The sequence below is a fragment of the Sphaerisporangium rubeum genome (genome assembly GCF_014207705.1).
Classification (GTDB): Bacteria; Actinomycetota; Actinomycetes; order Streptosporangiales; family Streptosporangiaceae; genus Sphaerisporangium; species Sphaerisporangium rubeum.
The window spans coordinates 3,956,381-3,974,807 of sequence record NZ_JACHIU010000001.1; the positions used below are offsets into that span (position 1 = coordinate 3,956,381).

Annotated in this window: 16 protein-coding genes and 2 riboswitches; of the genes, 5 read left to right on the plus strand and 11 right to left on the minus strand. The window is 71.5% G+C overall.

Translation table 11 applies throughout. From position 1 onward, the window contains the following. Positions 1 to 416 precede the first annotated feature (416 nt). Positions 417 to 1,010 (minus strand): alpha/beta hydrolase family protein, encoded by a 594-nt coding sequence (locus tag BJ992_RS17080; RefSeq protein WP_184982150.1) that lies wholly within the window; start codon positions 1,008 to 1,010, stop codon positions 417 to 419. A 296-nt stretch (positions 1,011 to 1,306) separates the two neighbouring features. On the opposite strand from BJ992_RS17080, the gene BJ992_RS17085 reads away from it, so the two are divergent. Next, a complete protein-coding gene (locus tag BJ992_RS17085) occupies positions 1,307 to 1,609 on the plus strand; it encodes a hypothetical protein (protein ID WP_425503731.1) in 303 nt (100 codons plus the stop codon). Between the two features lie 433 nt (positions 1,610 to 2,042). Here BJ992_RS17085 and BJ992_RS17090 read toward each other — a convergent pair whose 3' ends face one another. The 8 genes from BJ992_RS17090 to clsA form a co-directional block, all read right to left on the minus strand. Continuing rightward, a complete protein-coding gene (locus BJ992_RS17090) occupies positions 2,043 to 3,038 on the minus strand; it encodes a tetratricopeptide repeat protein (protein WP_221474860.1) in 996 nt (331 codons plus the stop codon). A gap of 124 nt (positions 3,039 to 3,162) precedes the next feature. Next, positions 3,163 to 6,021, minus strand: a complete 2,859-nt coding sequence (gcvP, locus tag BJ992_RS17095; RefSeq protein ID WP_184982154.1) for an aminomethyl-transferring glycine dehydrogenase — start codon at positions 6,019 to 6,021, stop codon at positions 3,163 to 3,165. Between the two features lie 45 nt (positions 6,022 to 6,066). Further along, positions 6,067 to 6,181: riboswitch (glycine riboswitch) on the minus strand. Next, positions 6,182 to 6,305: riboswitch (glycine riboswitch) on the minus strand. A 58-nt stretch (positions 6,306 to 6,363) separates the two neighbouring features. Next, positions 6,364 to 6,987, minus strand: coding sequence for a MerR family transcriptional regulator (locus BJ992_RS17100; RefSeq protein ID WP_184982156.1), 624 nt, complete (start codon positions 6,985 to 6,987; stop codon positions 6,364 to 6,366). Between the two features lie 147 nt (positions 6,988 to 7,134). Then, positions 7,135 to 7,605 carry a bifunctional nuclease domain-containing protein gene (locus tag BJ992_RS17105; RefSeq protein WP_184982158.1) on the minus strand — a complete coding sequence of 157 codons (471 nt, stop codon included), beginning with the start codon at positions 7,603 to 7,605 and terminating at the stop codon, positions 7,135 to 7,137. A gap of 130 nt (positions 7,606 to 7,735) precedes the next feature. Beyond that, positions 7,736 to 8,374: a transcriptional regulator FtsR gene (gene ftsR, locus BJ992_RS17110; RefSeq protein ID WP_246496678.1), complete on the minus strand. Its 639-nt coding sequence runs from the start codon at positions 8,372 to 8,374 to the stop codon at positions 7,736 to 7,738. Between the two features lie 39 nt (positions 8,375 to 8,413). Then, on the minus strand, positions 8,414 to 8,920 hold the full coding sequence (locus BJ992_RS17115; protein WP_184982162.1) for an FHA domain-containing protein: 507 nt from the start codon (positions 8,918 to 8,920) through the stop codon (positions 8,414 to 8,416). Positions 8,921 to 9,279: 359 nt separating this feature from the next. After that, a complete protein-coding gene (locus BJ992_RS17120) occupies positions 9,280 to 11,781 on the minus strand; it encodes a sugar phosphate nucleotidyltransferase (protein WP_184982164.1) in 2,502 nt (833 codons plus the stop codon). An 86-nt stretch (positions 11,782 to 11,867) separates the two neighbouring features. Continuing rightward, entirely contained in the window at positions 11,868 to 12,470 is a 603-nt protein-coding gene (clsA, locus tag BJ992_RS17125; RefSeq protein WP_184982166.1) for a cardiolipin synthase ClsA, read from the minus strand. Between the two features lie 259 nt (positions 12,471 to 12,729). On the opposite strand from clsA, the gene BJ992_RS17130 reads away from it, so the two are divergent. Together BJ992_RS17130 and BJ992_RS34300 are read left to right on the plus strand one after the other, a co-directional pair. Beyond that, positions 12,730 to 13,326: a class I SAM-dependent methyltransferase gene (locus BJ992_RS17130; RefSeq protein WP_184982168.1), complete on the plus strand. Its 597-nt coding sequence runs from the start codon at positions 12,730 to 12,732 to the stop codon at positions 13,324 to 13,326. A gap of 63 nt (positions 13,327 to 13,389) precedes the next feature. Next, positions 13,390 to 14,571, plus strand: coding sequence for an acyl-CoA dehydrogenase family protein (locus BJ992_RS34300; protein ID WP_184982170.1), 1,182 nt, complete (start codon positions 13,390 to 13,392; stop codon positions 14,569 to 14,571). A gap of 34 nt (positions 14,572 to 14,605) precedes the next feature. Here BJ992_RS34300 and BJ992_RS17140 read toward each other — a convergent pair whose 3' ends face one another. Further along, the gene (locus tag BJ992_RS17140; RefSeq protein ID WP_184982172.1) at positions 14,606 to 15,292 is read right to left on the minus strand and encodes a gamma-glutamyl-gamma-aminobutyrate hydrolase family protein; all 687 of its coding nucleotides are present in this window, start codon (positions 15,290 to 15,292) and stop codon (positions 14,606 to 14,608) included. A 635-nt stretch (positions 15,293 to 15,927) separates the two neighbouring features. Between BJ992_RS17140 and BJ992_RS17145 the strand changes: the two genes are divergently transcribed. Then, positions 15,928 to 16,995, plus strand: coding sequence for a globin domain-containing protein (locus tag BJ992_RS17145; RefSeq protein WP_246496679.1), 1,068 nt, complete (start codon positions 15,928 to 15,930; stop codon positions 16,993 to 16,995). Positions 16,996 to 17,277: 282 nt separating this feature from the next. Next, positions 17,278 to 17,583, plus strand: a complete 306-nt coding sequence (locus tag BJ992_RS17150; RefSeq protein WP_184982176.1) for a ubiquitin family protein — start codon at positions 17,278 to 17,280, stop codon at positions 17,581 to 17,583. 50 nt (positions 17,584 to 17,633) lie between these two features. Here the strand turns inward: BJ992_RS17150 and thyX are convergent, their stop codons facing one another. Then, complete coding sequence (gene thyX, locus BJ992_RS17155; protein WP_221474862.1) at positions 17,634 to 18,344, minus strand: FAD-dependent thymidylate synthase; 711 nt, start codon at positions 18,342 to 18,344, stop codon at positions 17,634 to 17,636. Positions 18,345 to 18,427 lie beyond the last annotated feature (83 nt).

Below are 18,427 nucleotides of genomic sequence, written 5' to 3' on the forward strand. Positions count from 1 at the left end.
CCTCCCGGACCGCGCGACGGTCGGCCACCGGCGGTCACCGACCGACCGCCACGCCGAGATCTCGCATACCTGCCGGCCACGGGCCGTCCCCTCTGTCCACCTGCCGCAGACAACCGGCCGTGTACCGGCGAGAGAGCGGATGCCGTCCACTCCACCCGCGCCGCCGACCGGCGCTCCGGCGGCCCCGCAGCGCGACTACCTCTTGCCACCTCCCAGGCGCTCATCCAGCCGACCCCGCCAGGGAACTGACGGCCACCCCGGGCCATGGCCTCACCATTCACGACTCCCTGCCCCGGAACTCCAGAGGCAGTCGATTCATCCGAACATAGGATGTCCTCAAAGTGTAGCGCCTTCGTAGGGCTGACTCGTCGCCCCGTTCTTGCGCCTCGAGAGAACGGCACGACCGGCTGGCACGGTCAGGGGAACATGGGGGCGAGCCACGCCGCCACGGCCTCGCCGACGCGTTGGGGGGTCTTCTTGAGGTCGTGGTTCTCCCCTGGGACCACGACCACCTGGGTGGCGTCCCCTTCGGCTGGGACGCCGAACGGGTCGCGGTCACCGCTGACGGCCAGGACGTCGACGCCGGCACCCCGTAGCTCGTCTGCTCGCGAACGGTCTGGCTTCCCTGGGGGGACCAGGGGAAAGGCCAGGGCTACCGCGGCCCTCGCGCCGACCGCTCGTGCGGTTCGGCAGGCGACCCTGGCGCCGTTGCTCCGTCCTCCCTGCACCAGGGGGAGGCCGGGGTAGGCGGCGCGGACCGCCGCGAGCACCTCGGCCCATGCCTCGTCCTGCCGTTGCGGTGATCCAGGTGCCCTGGCTCCGGCGAGGCGGAACGGCTGGGTGACGCGGGCCACCGTACCGCCGGCCGTACGGACCGCGTCCCGGACGGCGAGCAGGTCGGGAGCGTCCACGCCACCCGCTGATCCGTGGGTGAGCACAAGCAGGAAACGAGGCTCCTCCGCCTCGTCGACCAGCACCTCCGCCGCTCCCCGGCCGGTCATGACACGCATGCCGGCCACGCTAGCCGACCTGCCACCTCGCCACTCCCCCGACGGGCCACGACACACCAGCCGACCCACCTCCCGTCGCTCCGCCACCGATCCCGGGCCGGGGTTCGACCCTGGCTGTGCGGCCGGGGATTCCGTTCCAATGGACGAGAGGGCTCTAGTTCTCCGGGGGGATGCCGCCTGTCGGGAATGTGTGCCAGATTAGGGACGTGCCGGAGAATTCATCCCTGCCGCGCGACGAGCTTCGCGCCACGGTCGAGGCCCGTCGGGACCTTGGGCCAGAGTATGAGAACGCGTTGGTGGAGTCGTTCCTCGACAAGGTCGACGGCGCCATCCAGGCTCGGGTTCGCGCCGAGGTGGCGGCGCAGTCGGGTCACGGCTACACGCCTCCCGAGCCGCACGGCGCGGCTCCTTACGCCAACCCGCCGCAGAAGCAGCGTCAGGGGGACGGCACGATTCCGATCGCGCTGGGCTCGCTGGGCATCGGCGTCCCTCTCACGGCCATCGCGGTGACCCAGGCCGGACCGGCCGGGTTGTTCCTCGCCTGGGCCGGCATCGTCGTGGTCAACGTCGCGGCCGCCTTCGGTCGTCGCCGGCGCTGACTCCACGCTCGGCCGCCTGCCGCCGTCGTCTCGTCCGAACCACGACCGGCGGCGTCCGGACGTCGCCTCCACCGACCCCGGACCGGCGGCGTCCGGACGTCGTCTCCCTTGACTGACTCCGGACCTGGGGGGTCTCCGGACGTCGTCTGCTTCGACCCTGGATCGACGGTATTCGGACGTCGCCTCGCTAGACCTCGGACCGGCGGTCTCCGGACCTCGTCTCACTTGACCTCGGACCGGCGGTCTCCGGACCTCGTCTCACTTGACCTCGGACCGGCGGTCTCCGGACCTCGTCTCACTTGACCCCGGACCGGCGGTCTTGGACCTCGTCTCGCTTGACCCCGGGGTCGGCGGCGTTCGACGTCATCGCCTCCCCTGGCCGTCTTGGCGTCGGGAGGCTGGTGCATGGCCTTTGTGTGGTTCAGGTTCGGGGTCACGCCTCTGTGGGGGGCTGCGGGGTGGCCTGTTCCAGGCGGTGGGTGATCTCATCGGCTGTCGTGGGGTCGCGGTCGAGGCGTAGGGCCACCTGTTCGGCCACCGACGGGTCGGGGTGGCGCAGGCCGTAGGTCCAGGTGGCTTCGGCATCCTCGTCGCGGCCGCGTAACGGGAGGGTGCGGGCCAGGAGTTCCAGGGCCAGGGCCACGGTGTCGGGGTCGTCGGCGGTCTCGGCGGCGGTGGCCAGTTCGGCGCAGGCCATGTCGAGGTGGGCCATGCCGAGCAGGACGCGCAGGCGGGGTGCGTCGGCCACCTCGGGCAGGTCCAGTGCGGTCAGCAGGACGTCGGCGGCCTCGCCGGGGGCCGCGCCTGCGAGGTGGTACTCGGCGAGGTGCTGTGCGGCGCTGGAGGCCAGGTCGGGGTCGCCGGTGGCCAGGGTGGCCCGCAGCGCCGACTCGGCCTCGGCGTCGTCACCCCGCTCGGCGGCGAGGCGGGCCAGCGCCATGTGGGCCGCCGGGAGGTAGGCGGGGGTGCCGAGGCCGATCACGGCCTGCCACGCGGCGCGGGCCTGGTCGGGGAGGTCGTCGCGTTCGAAGCCGCGGGCCAGGTGGCACGCGGCCTGGGCCGCGTACTCGGGGTGGCCGGTGGCGAGAGCGGTCCGGGCCGCGGCGCGGGCTCCTGCGACGTCGCCACGCTCCTCGAGCACCACGGCGAGCCCGACGGCCGCCTGCGCGCGGTCCTCCTGGTGGTCGTCGGCGAGCAGTTCCGTGAAGATCTCCGCGGCGCCGTCGAGATCGCCGCTCTCGGCTCTGCGCCGCGCGGCCTCGATCAGCCGCCCCGACCCCGTCTCGTACGCCGCCATGGCGACCTCGTCCGGCTCCGGCCCTCCCCCGTGAGCCCCGGTGGCGACCTCGTCCCGCCGCCGTGACCCTTCCTCGTGAGCCGCCGTCGCGACCTCGTCCTGCCGCCCTGACTGCACCTCGCGCGCCGCCATAGCGACCTCGTCTTTCGGATAGGGGGAATCCGCCGGCACCACCACGCCGCGACCATTATGCCGACACCGGCCCCCTCCCGAGGCCGATGCCCGCTCTTGGCATGTGTCGTCCCGGTGGCGGTGGTCAGTCCTCGTAGGCCTCCAGCGGAGGGCAGGCGCAGACCAGGTTGCGGTCGCCGTAGGCCTGGTCGATGCGGCGGACCGGGGGCCAGTACTTGGCGTCGGTCAGGTCCGGCACGGGGTAGGCGGCCTCGGTGCGGGTGTAGGAGTGCGGCCAGGGGTCGGCGAGCAGGGACTCGGCGGTGTGCGGCGCGTTGCGCAGCGGGTTGTCGTCGCGGTCGTAGGTGCCGTCGGCGACCTTGCCGATCTCGCCGCGGATGGCGATCATGGCGTCGCAGAAGCGGTCCAGCTCGGCCAGGTCCTCGCTCTCGGTGGGCTCGATCATCAGGGTGCCGGCCACGGGGAAGGACATCGTGGGTGCGTGGAAGCCGTAGTCGATGAGGCGCTTGGCCACGTCGTCGACGGTCACGCCGGTGTCCTTGGTGATCTGGCGCAGGTCGACGATGCACTCGTGGGCCACCAGGCCCTCGCGGCCGGTGTACAGGACGGGGTAGTGCGGCGCGAGGCGGCGTGCCACGTAGTTGGCGGACAGGATGGCCTGCTCGGTCGCGGCCCGCAGGCCGTCGGCCCCCATCATGCGGACGTAGGCCCACGAGATCGGAAGGATGCCCGCCGAGCCGTACGGCGCGGCGGAGACGGGACCCACGGGGCCGCTCTCCATCGGGTGGGACGGCAGGTACCGAGCGAGGTGCTCGCGGACCGCGACGGGGCCGATGCCGGGGCCGCCGCCGCCGTGGGGGATGCAGAAGGTCTTGTGGAGGTTCAGGTGGGAGACGTCGGCGCCGAACCAGCCGGGCTTGGCGAGGCCCACGAGTGCGTTGAGGTTGGCGCCGTCCACGTAGACCTGGCCGCCGGCCTGGTGGACCAGCTCGCAGATCTCGGTGATGGTCTCCTCGTACACGCCGTGCGTCGAGGGGTACGTCACCATGATCGCGGCGAGGCGGTCCGCGTGCTTGGCGATCTTGGCGGTGAGGTCCGGCACGTCGACGTTGCCCTGGTCGTCGCAGGCCACCACGACGACCCGCATGCCGGCCATCACGGCGCTCGCGGCGTTGGTGCCGTGCGCGGACGACGGGATGAGGCAGACGTCGCGCGCGTCGTCGCCGTTGGCCCGGTGGTAGGCGCGGATGGCGAGCAGGCCGGCGAACTCGCCCTGCGAGCCGGCGTTCGGCTGGAGCGACACCGCGGCGTACCCGGTGACCTCGGCGAGCCAGCTCTCCAGGTCGCCGATGAGCCGCAGGTACCCCTCGGCCTGTCCGGCCGGCGCGTAGGGGTGGACGCCGGCGAACTCCGGCCAGGTGATCGGCTCCATCTCGGTCGTCGCGTTGAGCTTCATGGTGCAGGACCCGAGCGGGATCATGGACCGGTCGAGCGCGATGTCCTTGTCCTGGAGCCTGCGCAGGTAGCGCAGCATGGACGTCTCGGAGTGGTGCGCGGAGAACACCGGGTGGGTGAGGTAGCCGGTGGTGCGCAGCAGCCCGGCGGGGAGCGCGTCGGCGGTGGCGGTGTCGAGGTCGTCCAGTACGGCGTCCGCGCAGCCGAACGCCTCCCACACATCGCGCAGGTGGCCGGCCGTGGTGGTCTCGTCGCAGGTCACGCCGACGTGGTCGGGCCCGTCCTGCCGCAGGTTGACGCCGAGCGCGACGGCCGCGGCGACGATCTCGCCGGCCCGGCCCGGGACGTGGGCCCGCACGGTGTCGAAGAACTCGTCGTGGACGACCTCGACGCCGCCGGCGCGCAGCCCGGCGGCGAGGACGGCCGCGTGGCGGTGCACGCGCTGCGCGATGCGCCGCAGGCCTTCGGGGCCGTGGTAGACGGCGTACATGGAGGCGATGACGGCGAGCAGGACCTGCGCGGTGCAGATGTTGCTCGTGGCCTTCTCACGGCGGATGTGCTGCTCGCGGGTCTGCAGGGCCAGCCGGTACGCCTGGTGGCCGTCGGCGTCCTTGGACACGCCGACGAGACGGCCGGGGAGCTGGCGCTGCAGGCCCTCGCGCACCGCCATGTAGGCGGCGTGCGGCCCGCCGAACCCGAGCGGCACGCCGAAACGCTGGGTGGAGCCGATCGCGATGTCGGCCCCGAGGGTGCCGGGGGCCTCCAGCAGGGTGAGGGCCAGCAGGTCGGCGGCGGCGACGACGAGCGCGCCGCGCTCGTGGGCCGCTTCGGCGACCGCCTGGAAGCCGGCGAGCCTGCCGCTCGCGCCGGGGTACTGCACGAGCACGCCGAAAAGATCTCCCTCGGGGAGGCCGGCGGCGAGGTCGGCCTCGACCAGTTCGATGCCGAGCGGCTCGGCCCGGGTGGCCAGCACGGCCTTGGTCTGCGGCAGCGCGTCGGCGTCCACCACGAAGCGGACGCCTCGGCCGCGGCCGGCCCGGTGGGCCAGGGTCATCGCCTCGGCGGCGGCGGTGGCCTCGTCGAGCAGCGAGGCGCCGGCGACGTCGAGGCCGGCGAGGTCGGACACCATGGTCTGGAAGTTGAGCAGCGCCTCCAGGCGACCCTGCGAGATCTCCGGCTGGTAAGGGGTGTAGGCGGTGTACCAACCGGGGTTCTCCAGCAGGTTGCGCCGGATGACCGCCGGGGTGATGGTGTCGTGGTAGCCGAGCCCGATCATGGAGGTCAGCACGCGGTTACGGCCCGCGAGGTCGCGCAGCTCGGCGACGGCCTCGGTCTCGCTCGCGGCCCGCGGCAGGTCGAGCGGCTTGTCGGCGCGGATGGCGCCGGGTACCGCGACGGCGACCAGGTCGGCCACCGAGGCGTAACCGACGGCTTGGAGCATGCGGGCCTGTTCGGCGTCGGAGGGGCCGACGTGCCGGGTGACGAACGGCGGTGCGGACAGGTCGCGAAGCGGTGACCGATCGGTCATGAGGCTCTCCTGACGTGGCTCGGAGCAGGCGCGCGGCCGCGCCTGGTCTCCCCCTCTGTCAGCGCGACGACCTCGCCGCGACCTGAGAGCTTCACCCCCGGGAGGGGCTTGCACCGTCGGTGAGGCACGCCTGGCGGGCACGCCTACTTTCCAGAGTGGCCTCGCCCGCGCGGTACAGGGTGCCTGAGAGATTCCGGGGAGGTTGCTCCTTCGGCGCCCGGGTCACACGCACGCGCCGCCGTGGCGGCGCGTGCCCGCACCCGGGTCTCTCCCGCGCGGGGTCGAAAGCTTCACCGCCAATGGTACCGGCCGCCCCCCGGCAGGGGGCACCCCTACCCGGCCTCAGCCGGTGCGGCGGGCCCGCCTGCGCTGTGCGAGCTCGTCACCGGGGTGCTCGGCGAAAGGGTCACGATCAGCCGGTTCCGCACGCTCCCCGGGCAGCTCGGCCAGGGTGCCCTCCACCTCGCGCCAGACGCCGCCGAGAGCGATACCGAACACGCCCTGGCCGCCTTCCAGCAGGTCGATCACCTCGTCGGCCGAGGTGCACTCGTAGACGCTGACCCCGTCGCTCATGAGGGTGATCTGCGCCAGGTCGTCCACACCGCGCTGGCGCAGGTGCTGGACGGCGGTGCGTATCTGCTGCAGGGACACCCCGGTGTCCAGGAGGCGCTTGACGACCTTGAGGACCAGGATGTCGCGGAAGCTGTACAGCCGCTGTGAGCCCGAGCCGTGCGCGGCCCGCACCGACGGCTCGACGAGCTGGGTGCGTGCCCAGTAGTCCAGCTGCCGGTAGGTGATGCCGGCCGCCGAGCACGCCGTCGGGCCGCGGTATCCCACGTCGGCGGGGAGCGACCCGGGCCGCTCGCCGAACAGCAGGCCCTGCTCGCCCGCGCGCTCACGTGCCGACTGACGCTGAGCCCGATCGCGCTGGCCGGCCGACTTGCCCTCGCCGCTGCTGACCGCCACTGCGGACCTCCGGCTTTCTCTCATCCCACGGTCTGATCTGGGGGTTCGTGAATTACAACCGTGGGTTCACTTGCACCGTAGGACCGGCGGCATGCTCAGTCAACGATCCCGCTCGGCGCGTCGTGAAGCGTAAATAGCCCGACATGGTCAACCGGCACGCCCGAAGTCCTCAGGCGTGATGTTGTCCAGGAACTCGCGGAACTTCTCGACCTCGTCCTCCTGGTCGTCCGGGATGATCACACCTGCCTCGCGGACGACGTCCTCGCTCGCGAAGATGCCGGCCCCGGTCCGCAGGGCCAGCGCGATCGAGTCGGACGGCCGCGCGCTCACCTCCACGCCGTTGGAGAACACCAGGTCGGCGAAGAAGATGCCGTCACGCAACGCGACGATGTTGACCGTCTGCAGCCGGACCCCGAGCGCCTCGATCACGTCCTTGAACAGGTCATGCGTGAGCGGCCTCGGCGGCGGCTCCTCGGCCTGTGCCAGAGCGATGGCCGTGGCCTCGGTCATCCCTATCCAGATCGGCAGATACCGCTCGCCCTTCGCCTCCTTGAGCAAGACGATGGGCTGATTGGAGGGCATCTCCACCCGGACCCCCACGACCTCCATCTGCAACACAGGCGACTCCGTCTCAGTGGTCGCCGGCCCGCTTCGGGCCTGCTCCCTCGCGGCTCTCGGCTCGCGGCGTGACCATCGCCGCAAACCTCAACGTAACATCCCCGCACCCCGAAATGTCCGGGTGCCTCGGTCAACGACCCAGAATGCCGCGCAGGGCGTCCTTCACGAGAGCCGAGTGCAGGTCGAGCAGCAATCCGGACAACTCATGCGCGGTCTGCTCGGCCTGCCCGGCGGCGCCGGGAGCACGCCGGCGCAGCAGCGGCGCCACGGCCTGCTCCACGAGGCCGGCCTCGCGCTCGGCGGCGGCCCGCAGGACGCGAAGGTGGCGGGGGTGCAGCCCGTAGGCCGCCAGAGCGCCGCAGGCCCGGGCCACGGCGAGCGCCTCGGCGTCGTACCGCCGGGCCATGGGGGTCACCAGGCCGTAGTCCTCCAGCTCCGACAGGGTCTCGTCGTCGAGCCCCGCCGCCTCGCACAGCTCGGCGCGGCCGAGCCGCACCTCGGGCTGCGCGGAGTCCAGGGAACGAGGACCGGTGCCGTCGTGGCCCGCGGTGTCGAGGTGGTCCTTGATCACGCGCAGCGGGAGGTAGCGGTCACGCTGCGCGGTCAGGATGAAGCGCAGCCGCTCCACGTCGGCGTGGGTGAACTTGCGGTACCCGGAGGGGGCCCGCTCGGGCTCGATGAGCCCCTCCCCCTCCAGGAACCGGATCTTGGAGACGGTGATGTCGGGAAAGTCGGGACGCAGGAGCTCGAGGACCTCCCCGATGCTCATGTACGCCCTGGCGGCCTGCGCGCCCATCACCGTCCCCGATCACGCACGCGTGAGGAACACCAGCCGGAACTTGCCGATCTGGACCTCGTCGCCGCCGGTCAGCGGGTGCTCCTCGATGCGCTCGCGGTTGACGTAGGTGCCGTTGAGGCTGCCGACGTCGCGTGCGGTGAAGTAGCCGCCGCGGCGGTAGAACTCGGCGTGGCGCCGGGACACCGTGACGTCGTCGAGGAAGATGTCGCTCTCGGGGTGACGCCCCGCCGTGGTCAGGTCGCTGTCGAGCAGGAACCGGCTTCCGGCGTTCGGACCGCGCATCACCACCAGCAAGGCGGTGCCCGGTGGCAATTGCTCCACCGCCGCCCGGTCCGGCAGGAGCGTCTGTCCTGTGGCCTCGCCGTCCATCGCCTCGATCCCGCTGAGGGAGATCGTGGAGGTGGTGTCCCCAGGCGTATTGCTTTCGACGCGGTTCAACGGCGAACCGCACCGAGAGCAGAAACGGGCGTCCTCAGGGTTGGCGTGGCCGCACTGAGTGCAGTAGACGCTCGGCATCGGATCGGCTCGGCCTCCTACCGCGAAGTCGCGGCGACGGTGCTCGGTGCGGCGTGCCTCGGTGCTTCGCTTCTCAAGATTGCTCAGACTGCGAATGCCGCAACCTATGCTGTTCGAGTGGCGAAGGTCAAGACGAAGTCAGGCCGCTGGGACGGACATGCTGCTGGTCGGGCTCGTTCGAGTCATCGCTGACGGGGGCTCGCGTGATGGTGAACGGCGCTCGCCCCTCGCTCCTTCCGACTCGGCTCGCCGCGCCGGTCCAAAGCTACCGCCCGCCGCGCCCTCCGGTCCATGCGGCGCGCCGTGCGAATGCGCCAGAAATCGGGCTGTTTCCCACGTAACGGGCGGTTCCTCTGGCGTCACGGTCCGACCGCCTGCTCCACCACCCGGGCCCAGCGTTCCAGCAGGGCCTGCGCCACGTCAAGATCGTCGGCCTCGGCCCACAGATGCGTGACCGCCTCGGCGGGGTCGGGCAGGATGAGGGCCCACCCGCCGTCCTCCTCGACGACCCGCACGCCGTCGGTGGTGTCCAGACGGTAGCCGTCGGCGGCCTCCACGACCGATCGCATCACGGCGCCCTTGGCGGCCCACGGCGTCGGCACGGTGCGCTTGAGCAGCTTGGCGCGCGGGATGCGCGCGTCGATCTGGCTCAGCGAGAGCCGGGTGCGGGCCACCAGCCCGAGCAGCCGCAGGAACGACGCCATGCCGTCCACGGTGGCCGCGAACTCCGGCACGATGAACCCGCCCCTGCCGTCCGCCGCGAAGATCAGGTCGGGGTCGGTCGCGGCCGAGGTGAGCGCGTCCAGCGCCGTCGGCGTCCACTGCACCTGCGCGCCGTGGAACCGGCACACCTGCTCGGCCACGCGCGTGGTGGTCACCGGCAGCGCCACCCTGCCGCCGCGCCGCTCGGCGGCCACCAGGTCGAGCACGACCAGCAGCGCACGCTCCTCGCTGATGAACTGGCCCATCTCGTCCACCAGAGAGATGCGCTCCCCCACGGTGTCGAACCGCACCCCGAACGCGGCCCTGGAGGACGCCACGAGCTCGGCGAGCCGCTGCAGGTCCCTGCGGCGCTCGGCCAGGGTCTCGGTGGGTGAGGCGTCGTCCAGGCGGTTGTTGACGGTCAGCACGTCCACGCCGACCCGGCCGAGCAGGGTCGGCAGCACCAGCGAGGAGGTGCCGCCGGCGCAGTCGATCACGACCTTCATCTCGGCGTCCCGCACACCGGACATGTCGATGCAGCGCAGCAGCTCGCGCGCGTAGTCCTCCACGGCGCGCGCGGAGAAGCTCAGCTCGGCGATCTCGCCGGGGAACGCGCGCCGGAACTCCTGCCGGGAGAACACCCGCTCCAGCTTGCGCTGGGCCCCCTGGGACAGGTCCGCGCCGTTGTGGTCCATGAACACGATGTCGACGCTCTGCGGGTCGCCGGGTGTGGTGCGCAGCGCGATGCCGCCGGAGGCGGTGCCGTTGGCGGTGTGGAAACGCGCCACCGGCAGCGCGGCGGCCTCCAGGTCGAGCACGTTGACGGCGCTGGCGTTGAGCGCGCTGATCACCGCGCGCTTGAAGGCGCGCGCCGCGCGGGAGGAGTCGCGTGAGGTGATCACCGACTCGCCCTTCTTCAGCGTGGTGGCGTAGGCGCTGGCGAGCCGCACGCACAGCTCCGGGGTGATCTCGACGTTGACCAGCCCGGACACGCCGCGCGGCCCGAACAGGCTGCGCTGGCCGCGCGACTCCCAGATCACGCTGGTGTTGACGACGGCGCCGGCCTCGATGGTCTTGAACGGGTAGATCTTCACGCCGGAGGAGACGTAGGCCTCGGCCTCGATCACGCACTCGTCGCCGACGATCGCGTTCTCCTCGATCCTGGCGCCGGTCATGATGTCGGTGTTCTTGCCGACCACGCAGCCGCGCAGGTTGGCGCTCGGGCCGATGTAGACGTTGTCGTGGACGACGGCGCGGTGCAGGAAGGCGCCTTCCTTGACCACGACGTTGTCGCCGAGCACGGTGTACTCGCGCAGCTCCGCGCCGGCCTCGACCTTGGCGTAGCCGCCGATGTACAGCGGGCCCTTGAGGACGGCCTCGGGGTCCACCGAGGCGCCTTCGGCCACCCACACCCCAGGCGACAGCTCGAAGCCGTCGGGGTCCAGGCGCACCCGGCCCGACAGCGCGTCGGCCTGGGCCTTGAGGTAGCTCTCGTGGGTGCCGACGTCCTCCCAGTACCCGGAGGCGACGTAGCCGTACAGCGGCGCGCCGCGCTCCAGCAGCTTGGGGAACACGTCGCCGGACCAGTCGACCGCCACCCCCGGGGCGACCTCGTCCAGGACCTCGGGCTCCATGATGTACACGCCGGTGTTGACGGTGTCGGAGAAGACCTGGCCCCAGGTGGGCTTCTCCAGGAAGCGCTGCACCCGGCCCTGGTCGTCCACGATGATGATGCCGAACTCCAGGGGGTTCGGCACCCGCTTGAGCCCGATGGTGACCAGTGCGCCGTTCTCCTCGTGGAACCTGATCATGTCGGTGAGGTCGATGTCGGTCAGCGCGTCGCCGGAGATGACGAGGAAGCGCTCGTCGCGCAGTTTGTCCGCGGCGTTCTTGACGCTGCCGGCGGTGCCGAGGGGGACCTCCTCGGTGGCGTAGTGGAGGCTCATGCCGAGCTCGTCGCCGTCGCCGAAGTAGTTGCGCACCAGCGCGGCGAGGAACTGCACCGTCACCACGGTCTCGGTGAAGCCGTGGCGTTTCAGCAGCCGCAACACGTGTTCCATGATGGGCCGGTTGACCACCGGGAGCAGCGGTTTGGGCTGGTTGGCGGTCATCGGCCGCAGCCGAGTGCCCTCACCGCCCGCCATCACGACGGCCTTCACTGATCACCCTCCGGATGTCGTGTCACGGTGGCATCCGGGACGCGCGCGCCCGGCGTTCGATGGGACCCGCCGCGGCGGTCCCCACGTCATGCCCGGCTCGCCCCGCCGATGAGCCGGAGCCCCTGAACGACGTACAGTGCCCCCGCCCACCAATACAGACCTGTTCCCCAGATGGCAAAGGCCCATCCCAGGATTCGGGCCACCTCCGCGTACCACCCGTCGTGGGAGGCCAGGAACAGCAAAGGGAAGGCGTACAGAAGACCCGCGGTGGCGGCCTTGCCGAGAAAGTGCACCGGCAGCGCGGTGCCGAGGCCGTGACGGCGCAGGACCGGCACGCAGGCGATCAGCACCAGGTCGCGCGCGATGAGTGACGCGGCCAGCCACCACGGGATCACCTCGCGGAGGGTCAGCCCGATGAGGGTCGCGAGGATGTACAGGCGGTCGGCCAGCGGGTCGAGCATGCGGCCCACCCGGCTCGTCTGGTCCCAGGCGCGCGCCAGTTTGCCGTCGAGCCAGTCGGAGAACCCCGCCAGCATCAGCAAGGCGAGGGCCCAGCCGTCGGCCTTCGGGCCGAGCACGAGCCACAGGAACACCGGCACTCCGAGCAGGCGGAGCATGCTCAGTGCGTTAGGAACCGTCCAGATACGGTCCTCGGCGGCGCTCACCTGCGGCTCCCCCCTCACGACCATGACCTCGTCACCCGTCCCCTGTGTGCCGCGGCGTACCGTGTGTGCCCGCGCACGCCTCCGCGTGCCCGTTCGCGGCGCTGATGACGACCCTATCCGGTGGGAGGCGCACGCGGCGGGAGAGCCCTCGCGGCTTCCCTGGCCGTGTGGCGCGGCGGTTCCGCTCCGCCGGCCGTCCCCGGCACAGCGGCGAATCCGTCCGGGGTGAGATCGTCCGCCGGAGGGAGGTGAACGGAGTGCTTTGTCGTTTAAGGTCAGGTCCATGGCCAATGACTCCGCAGTGTTCTTCGGGCAGTTCGTCCGGTCGCCCGGCACCACCGGGGCCGTGGCGCCGAGCTCACGCCGCCTGGCCAGGGCGATCGCCTGCCCGGTGCCGGAGCGGGGAGATCCGGTGATCGTGGAGCTCGGGCCGGGGACCGGCGCGTTCACCGCGGAGATCCAGCGCAGGCTGGGTGGACGCGGTCATCACCTGGCGGTCGAGATCAACCCCAGGCTGGCCGAGCTGCTCGCCGGCCGTCACCCCGCCGCGCAGGTCGTCGTGGACGACGCCGCCGAGCTGCCGCGCATCCTCACCGAGCGCGGCCTCGACCGGGCCGACGCGGTGATCAGCGGCCTGCCGTGGGCCGCGTTCTCCCCTTCGGTGCAGGACCGGCTGCTCGCCGCGATCACCGCGGCGCTGGCGCCGGCCGGAGCGTTCACCACCTTCGCCTATGTGCACGCGCGCACGCTGCCGCCGGCGCTGCGTTTCCGGCGGCTGCTCGGCACGGCGTTCGAGGAGGTCGTGCAGAGCCGCACCGTGTGGGGCAACGTGCCGCCGGCGTTCGTGTACCACGCGCGGCGGCCACGCGCGGCGGGCTGACGCCGCCCCTCCCGGCCGAATCGCGTTCTAGTATGGCGCCTCGACGGGAATGGAGTGATCACGGTGGACTTCACGCTTCCTGAGACCGCCGAGGACGTGCGGCGCGGCGTCGCGGACATCTGCTCGCGGTACGACATGGCGTACTGGCAGCGGTGCGAGGCCGACAAGCGCTGGCCGGAGGAGGTCTGGTCCGAGCTCGCCAAAGGCGGCTGGCTCGGGCTCGCGGTCCCCGAGCAGTACGGCGGCGGCGGCCAGGGCCTGCTGGAGCTCGCCGTCGCCACCGAGACCCTGGCCGCCTCCGGCGCGGCCGGCGGGTCGGCGTTCACCTACGTGCTCACCCCCGGCTTCGGCGCGCTGACCGTCGCGCGGCACGGCTCGCAGGCGCAGAAGGACGAACTGCTGCCGAAGCTGGCGAGCGGCGAGCTGGAGACCTGCTTCGCGCTCACCGAGCCGGACGCCGGGTCCAACTCCCTGGCCATCACCACCTCCGCGCGCCGTGACGGCGACGAGTACGTGATCAACGGCCAGAAGATCTGGATCACCGGCGTGCAGCGCGCGAGCCGCATGCTGCTGGTGACCCGCACCATCCCCGCCGAGCAGGCGAGGCCGCGCACCGACGGGCTGACCGTCTTCCTGGTGGACGTGCCGGCCGCCGTCGCCTCGGGAGGGCTGTCGTTCCGGCCGATACCGAAGATGGGGGCCAACACCACCCCGTCCAACATGGTGTTCGTCGACGACCTGCGCGTGCCGGCCGCGAGTGTGCTCGGCCAGGTGGACGCGGGGGCCGCGGTGCTGTGGGACGTGCTCAACCCCGAGCGGGTGCTGCTCGGCGCGAGCGCGCTCGGCGGCGCGGAGGTCGCGCTGCGGGTGGCGGTGACCTACGCCAAGGAGCGCGAGGTGTTCGGCCGGCCCATCGGCGCCAACCAGGCCATCGCGTTCCCGCTCGCGCAGGTGAAGGCCAGGATCGAGCTGGCCAGGCTGATGCTCTACAAGGCGGCGTGGCTGTTCGACCGAGGCGAGCCCTGCGCCACCGAGGCCAACATCGCCAAGCTCGCCGCCTCGCAGGCCGCGTGGGAGGCGGCCGACCACGCCTTCCAGACACACGGCGGGATGGCGTACTCCCTGGAGTACCCCCTCGCCCGGCTGCTGGCGGACGCACGCATCGGCCGGGTGGCGCCGGTCACCGAGGAACTGCTGCTCAACTATCTCGCCACGCAGGTCCTCGGCCTGCCGCGCAGCTTCTGACGTCCCCCCTGGCCGCCCCCGGCCTCCTCGGCGGTCAGGGCATCGCCGCCTCGACCAAGGCGTCCACGATGCGGTTGTCGTCGCCGCGCTCGGGGTGCCACTGGACGCCGACGCAGAAGCGGTGGCCCGGCAGTTCCACGGCCTCGACGATCTGGTCGTCGGCCCAGGCGATGGCGAGCAGGCCGGTGCCGAGCCGCTTGACGGCCTGGTTGTGCGGCGTGGACACCTCGATGCGGTCGCCGATCGCCTTGCCGACCTTGCTCGACACGCTGACCGTGATGACGTGCGGCGCGCTCGCGCCGTGCCGCTCGTGGTGCACGGCCGCGGGCAGCCAGGGGATCAGCGTTCCGCCGAGCGCGACGTTGAGCACGTGCATGCCGCGTGCGACGCCGAGCAGCGGCACCCCGGCCTCGACGGCCGCGCGGGCCAGCGCCGTCTCGAACCGGTCGCGGCCCGGCTGCGGCTCGTCCACCCGCTCGTCGCGCTCCTCCCCGTAGGACGCGGGGTCCATCTCCACACCGCCGGACAGGATCAGGCCCGACAGTCCGCGCACGTAGCCGTCGATCGCCCCCTGGCTCAGCGGCGGGACGAGCACAGGCGCGCCGCCGGCCCGGTCCACCGCCTTGGCGTACGCGGGGGGCGAGACGGCGGCCTCACGGACCCACGTGCCCCAGCGGGCCGCTTCGAAGTAGGTGGTGATACCGATCAACGGTCGGGACATGCGATCTCCATGGGGTCGCGCGAGTCGTGCCGCCCGGGTGCGGCGGCATCTCAGCCAGTGGCAAGCCCCATCATGGCGTACTGCATTTCGGGTATGTCGGGTATCCGAGTATCAGTCACGTCACTTCAGCATCATTCGCCACTCTGGCACGGTCCAGCCGGGATCCGGCCCGGCCGGGAATCCGCCGCGGGGCCGCCGCGCCTCCCGCCTCGCGGGTAGGCGCGTGCTGAGGGGTGCCGCGAAATCAGGCCCCTCCGATACATGAGATAGCGTCCGGCCTTTCGAATTGACGAATCGTGACAACCTCTCGGAATTGACGAGGTGAATCAGAAGTGAAATTGATTCACTATGCCCCGCCTATGAGGAGAAATCCACCCTCACCGACAATCATGAGATGATTACCAAGAGTACTCTTACGCCGTTTGTTGTGGTGAAACGGTTGTGTGACGCATTGGGGAATGGAAGACTCCATTTCGAGCGAACGGCCGGGCCGGGACCGCCGCACGCTCACGACCCGGACCGTCAAGGAGGTGCGAGACCGGATCGGGAAAAACCCGATCCCGCGAGGGTGGCGTCCATTAATGTCTTTGAATCCACGGCTCATCAAGGAAAGTTTTTCCGCGCTTCAGCCGGTCATGGCCAAGGCGGCGGCCTACTTCTACGGGCGGCTGTTCGCGGAGCATCCCCATCTTCGCGGCATGTTCCCGCCCGCCATGGACGTCCAGCGGGAGCGCCTGTTCAACGCGCTCACCCGCGTCGTGTGGAGCGTCGACAGCCCCGACGGCCTCACCTCCTATCTCGGTCAGCTCGGCCGCGACCACCGCAAGTACGGCGTGCTCGCCGAGCACCACACGGCCGTCGGCAACGCGCTGGTCGCGACGATCAAGAGGTTCGCCGCCGGCATGTGGTCGGCCGAGATGGAGGCCGCGTGGGTGGCGGCGTACACCGCGGCGGCCAACATGATGATCGAGGCCGCCGAGGCCGACGCCGGGGTCGCACCCGCCTGGTGGCTCGCCGAGGTCGTCGACCACGACAGGCGCACACCCGGCATCGCGGTCGTCACCCTGCGGCCCGGCGGCCCGTACCCGTTCACCGCGGGCCAGTACGTCAACGTGCAGACCCGGCGCTGGCCCCGGGTGTGGCGCACCTACTCGATCGCCAACTCCCCCCGCGCCGACAACACCGTCCGCCTGCACGTGCGGGCCGTCACCGCCGGATGGGTCAGCACGGCCCTGGTCGCGCACACCAAGATCGGCGACTCGGTGCTGCTCGGCCCGCCGGTCGGCACCATGAACCCGCCGGGCGAAGGCGACGACCGCGACCTGCTGTGCGTGGCCGGCGGCACCGGCCTGGCCCCGCTCAAGGCGATCATCGAGCAGGTCATCGCGTCCGGCCGCCGCCCCAACATCCACCTGCTGTTCGGCGCGCGCACCGCGGCCGAGCTGTACGACCTCGGCGACCTGATCCGCATGGAGGCGTCCTACCCCTGGCTGCGGGTGGTGCCGGTGGTGTCCGACGAGCCGGCCTACGACGGCGTGCGCGGGAACCTGCCGGACGTCGTGCGCCGCTTCCACTCCTGGACCGACCACGTGGTCTACGTGTGCGGGCCCTCCGGCATGGTGCGGCAGACCGTGCGCAACCTGCGCGAGGACGGCGTGCCGGCCGAGCACATCCACCAGGACACCTGCAGGGAGCCCTTCTGACGAAGGCGGCGCGCCGATTTCCCGGACCTTCCGGGCAACCGATCACCCAAATCGCGAGGAGTCCGGCGGCCTCCGCGGCGACGTGGCACGATGACAGCGACCCGCGCACAGCGGTGACCCATGTCAGCCGCGGAGACCACGCCGAGCCGGGGGGACAGGCGTGTCTCTCTCCTTGCCGAAAGGAAGGGCGATCATGCCCGGCACCCCGCACACCGCCGGCCCGCCGAGGACCCACGGGGGCGACCCGGTCCTGCCCGCACGGACGGCGGTGCGCTGAGTCCCATGGCCAAGCCGGTCACACTCGTGACGTTCGTGCTGCCCAGCATGCTCGGCCACTGGGGCAGCGGCACCACCGAGGTCCGCGTCTTCGCCGTCGCCGACTCCGCCGAGAGCAGCCCCACCCTCGGGGCCGCCCTGCACACCCTGCGCCGCACCCATCCCACCCTGGAGCGCCGCCTGTGCGACGAGTTCGGCGGCATCCGCCGCCACATCAGCATGTTCGTCTGCGGTGAGAACGCACGCCGCCTCGGCGGCTTATCGTGCGCGCTTCCCCCCGGCGCCGAGGTCTACGTCGTACCCGCCTTGTAGACGGCGCTCAGGCGGCATCCAGGCGGCATCCGGGAGGCACGGCCCTCCGGTCAGGGGGCGACGCGGCCGTTGGCGTTGAAGGCGGCGTGGGTGATCGGCATGAGGCCGGCCCACAGCGCCTCCATCTTCTCCGCCACCATCTCGATCTCACGCTGCGGGAACGACGGCACGGTCCCCCGATCGTCCCTCGTGCGCAGCGACAAGAAGTGCATGAGCGAGCGCGCGTTGCAGGTGGCGTACATCGAGGAGAACAGCCCGACCGGCAGCACCGCCCTGGCCACCTCGCGGGCCACCCCGGCCGCCAGCATCTCCTGGTAGGCGGCGTACGACTCGCGGTACGACCGCTCCATCGCCTCCCCCACCAGCTTGTGCTGCGTCTCGTCCCCCTCGACGAAGACGTACTTGCCCGGCCTGCCTTCCTGCACGAGCTTGCGGTCCGGCCCCGGCACGTAGAAAACCGGACGAAGCTCCCGATATCTACCGCTTTCCTCGTTGTAGGACCAGCCGACCCGGTGGCGGTGGAACTCGCGGAAGACCAGGATCGGTGCGCTGACGAAGAACGTCATGGAGTTGTGCTCGAAAGGGCTGCCGTGGCGGTCGCGCATGAGGAAATTGATCAGGCCGGTGGACCGCTCGGCGTCCTGGCCGACCGCGGCCAGGGACTTCTCACCCGCCGTCGAGACCCGGGCCGCGAACAGCACGTCGGAGTCCGCCGCGCTGTGCTTGACCAGTTCCACCGTCACTTCGCTGACCAACTCCACGCCGGCCCTCCCCTTCTCGTCGGCCGCAATGGTACTCCCGGCGGGAGGCGGGCCGGGCCGGCGCCGGCCGCCTCCCACGCCGC